This window comes from Teichococcus vastitatis (assembly GCF_003604215.1).
GTDB lineage: Bacteria > Pseudomonadota > Alphaproteobacteria > Acetobacterales > Acetobacteraceae > Pseudoroseomonas > Pseudoroseomonas vastitatis.
This window is the reverse complement of record NZ_QXGS01000119.1, coordinates 1-2,375: the sequence shown is the minus strand read 5'-3', so window position 1 is coordinate 2,375 and position 2,375 is coordinate 1. Positions and strand designations below refer to the sequence as shown.

General features: G+C 60.7%; 2 protein-coding genes and 2 pseudogenes. 3 read left to right on the top strand and 1 reads right to left on the bottom strand.

Annotated elements, in window-relative coordinates:
- A pseudogene (locus D2K64_RS25825) lies at positions 1–231 on the top strand (hypothetical protein); the annotation flags it as partial.
- Between the two features lie 288 nt (positions 232–519).
- Here D2K64_RS25825 and D2K64_RS23335 read toward each other — a convergent pair.
- On the bottom strand, positions 520–1,560 hold the full coding sequence (locus D2K64_RS23335) for an IS110 family RNA-guided transposase (protein WP_120010795.1): 1,041 nt from the start codon (positions 1,558–1,560) through the stop codon (positions 520–522).
- A 103-nt stretch (positions 1,561–1,663) separates the two neighbouring features.
- Between D2K64_RS23335 and D2K64_RS25820 the strand changes: the two are divergent.
- Together D2K64_RS25820 and D2K64_RS24835 are read left to right on the top strand one after the other, a co-directional pair.
- Positions 1,664–1,932: pseudogene (locus tag D2K64_RS25820) on the top strand (IS481 family transposase); the annotation flags it as partial.
- A gap of 115 nt (positions 1,933–2,047) precedes the next feature.
- On the top strand, positions 2,048–2,266 hold the full coding sequence (locus D2K64_RS24835) for a hypothetical protein (RefSeq protein ID WP_157986098.1): 219 nt from the start codon (positions 2,048–2,050) through the stop codon (positions 2,264–2,266).
- Positions 2,267–2,375 lie beyond the last annotated feature (109 nt).

Here is a 2,375-nt window from a genome sequence, read left to right as displayed (position 1 = left end):
GCTGAAGGGGATAAACTGCGTCATGCCCATCAGATTCGCGGATTTCAGACCGGAGGGAAATCCGACAGACTGCTAGTATTCATGCTGGAGAGCATGGGCTTCGCGACCGGAATCAACCTTGAAAAGCTGCTTCTGACACGTGCTCCGCTGCGAAACGAGCTTCCTGGAGAGGCGCTTAGCGGCCACGTGGCGAAGGCAGGGATACCGTGCACCTATCGCCTTATGCCTTAAGTGCTCCAATGCGACGGACATCTGGTCTTCTGTAATGGGCCGTTCGGCGTCAATCCCTTTGTGGTGCCACGTCGCCGGATCCAGTCTTCTGTCCGTGGTCGGCGCTTTGGGCCGCCACATCATCCTATCAGGGGGGAACCGACGAGCCGATCTAGAGACGCGTGGTACCCGTCCGAAGGCAGGGCCACTTCCAAATGTGCGGCTTCGTCGCTTCCGCGTCCCGGCGACGGGACCTCGAGGGAACAGAGCGCCCGAGCTGGCCCTCCTCCAAACCCGCGTGTTCTCCTCTCAGGCAGTGGTCGGACCTGCTGCCTCCCGGCTCCAGCGGAACTCGGTGTCATCAACCCACATGCGGTGGAGCACGGTCGCGAGCTTTCTTGCCAAGGCAACTTTGGCGCGCCGCATGCCGCGGCGCTTCGCCACCTCCATCGCCCAGTGCTTCAAGGCCGAGAACCGGGCTTGCCCGGTCAGTATGGCATTGGCTGCCTCGTAGAGGGCAACCCGGACGGAGGCATCACCGACGCGGGTGATCGCACCAGCAACATCCGTCTCGCCCGACTGGTATCTCTTCGGCGTCAGCCCAAAATGCGCCCCGACTGCCTTTGATCGTGTGAACCGCGCGGGATCGTCGACGCCAGTGATGAAGGTGATAGCCACGACGGCCCCGACCCCTGGTGCTGTCATCAACCGCCGGCAGACATGGTGGTCTCGCACAAGGGTAAGCAACTGCTTGTGCAGAGCGGCATACTCGGCGCGGAGCGCATCGCGCGCCCTGAGCATCGGGTCCGTCACCTGCCCGAGAAGAGTATGCCCGCTTACCAACTCGCGCACGCGGCCACCGAACTGGGCAGGGGTTGTCTTACCCATTTTGAGCCCGAAGCCTCGCAGCATGCCGCGGATCGCAAGCTCCACGTCGTGGAGTTTGCTCTGCAAGAGCTTTCGGCCTCCCAGCAAGGCACGGATCTCCTGTGCCGGGACTGACTTGCGATGCACGGGTCGGTACCAGCCCATGCGCAGAAGCTGTGCGATGCCGCGAGCATCCCGGCGGTCAGTCTTCACCGTCATGGCCGAGAGCGCCGCCTTCACATGGCGGGTCTCCAGCAGAACCGCCTCATGGCCGGCCGCAGCCAGGCCGGCGTGAAGCCATTGGGACAGCGGGCCAGCCTCCAGCCCCACACGGGTCAGCGGCAGGCCGAGTTGCGCGAGAAAGGCATTGAGCGCTTCAGGCTCACTCCGAACCTTCACCTCGCGGACAATCCGACCTGTGGCATCCACCACGCACAGGCTGGAAAGCTCAAGCGAGACATCGATGCCGACGAAATAGTCCATCACCATCCTCCCTGGTGCCAGGGCCACCCGGCCCTAGCCAAACTTACAACCGAGAGAAGGACACCTCACCGCCTTGCTGCGGCCAGCCCATTACGGGATCTAGACGAATGGCCAAGTTAAGCGGATGAACCGCACCCTCAAGGAAGCAACCGTACGGGCGTTCCATTACGCCTTAGCCGAAGAGCTGAAGCGACATCTTCATGCCTTCCTCCTGGCCTACAACTACGCTCGACGACTCAAGACCCTGAGGGCAAAACACCGTACGAATTCATCTGCGACCGGTGGGTCCTTCAGCCCAATCGCTTCAAACTGAACCCGCACAACCACAATCCGGGACTAAACACCCAGCTTCGGTTCTCGCTCAAACCCTAGCCGCTGGGTGAATGCACGTTCTGTCATTAACTCGGCCGTGATCATTCAATCGGAAACTTTGTGGAAGAATTTGCTCAGTCGCAGCTGGGGTTCAGGCGGCTTACGGAGCATTGTTATGGATGTTGATCTGATCATCTTCGCCCTCGTCATCCCGGTGGCAGCCATCTTCCTGTTGGAGAACCTCATCGCTAAGGCAGTAGTCGAGGCAGCTCTGCGAGAAGCTGCTGCTGAGCAGCGGGCTATACGAGTTAGGGGAGATGAACAGGCTGTTCATCATAGGCCGCATAGCTCTGAAATCCCAGTAGAGCTGGGAGCTAGTGTGGCCCTTAGCTGAGCCGAAATCGCTGCTATCTTACTTCAGTGCCCGTTCTCTAATCGGGCTTTCCAGGTCAAGCGCCGGAACGGAGGCTGGAACCCGCCGGGGTCATGGTTCTCTCCGGGGT

Bases quoted from the DNA above. Each gene is read 5' to 3' on its own strand.
- D2K64_RS24835 (WP_157986098.1), top strand. From the start codon at position 2,048: ATGGATGTTGATCTGATCATCTTCGCCCTCGTCATCCCGGTGGCAGCC.
- D2K64_RS23335 (WP_120010795.1), bottom strand. From the start codon at position 1,560: ATGGACTATTTCGTCGGCATCGATGTCTCGCTTGAGCTTTCCAGCCTG.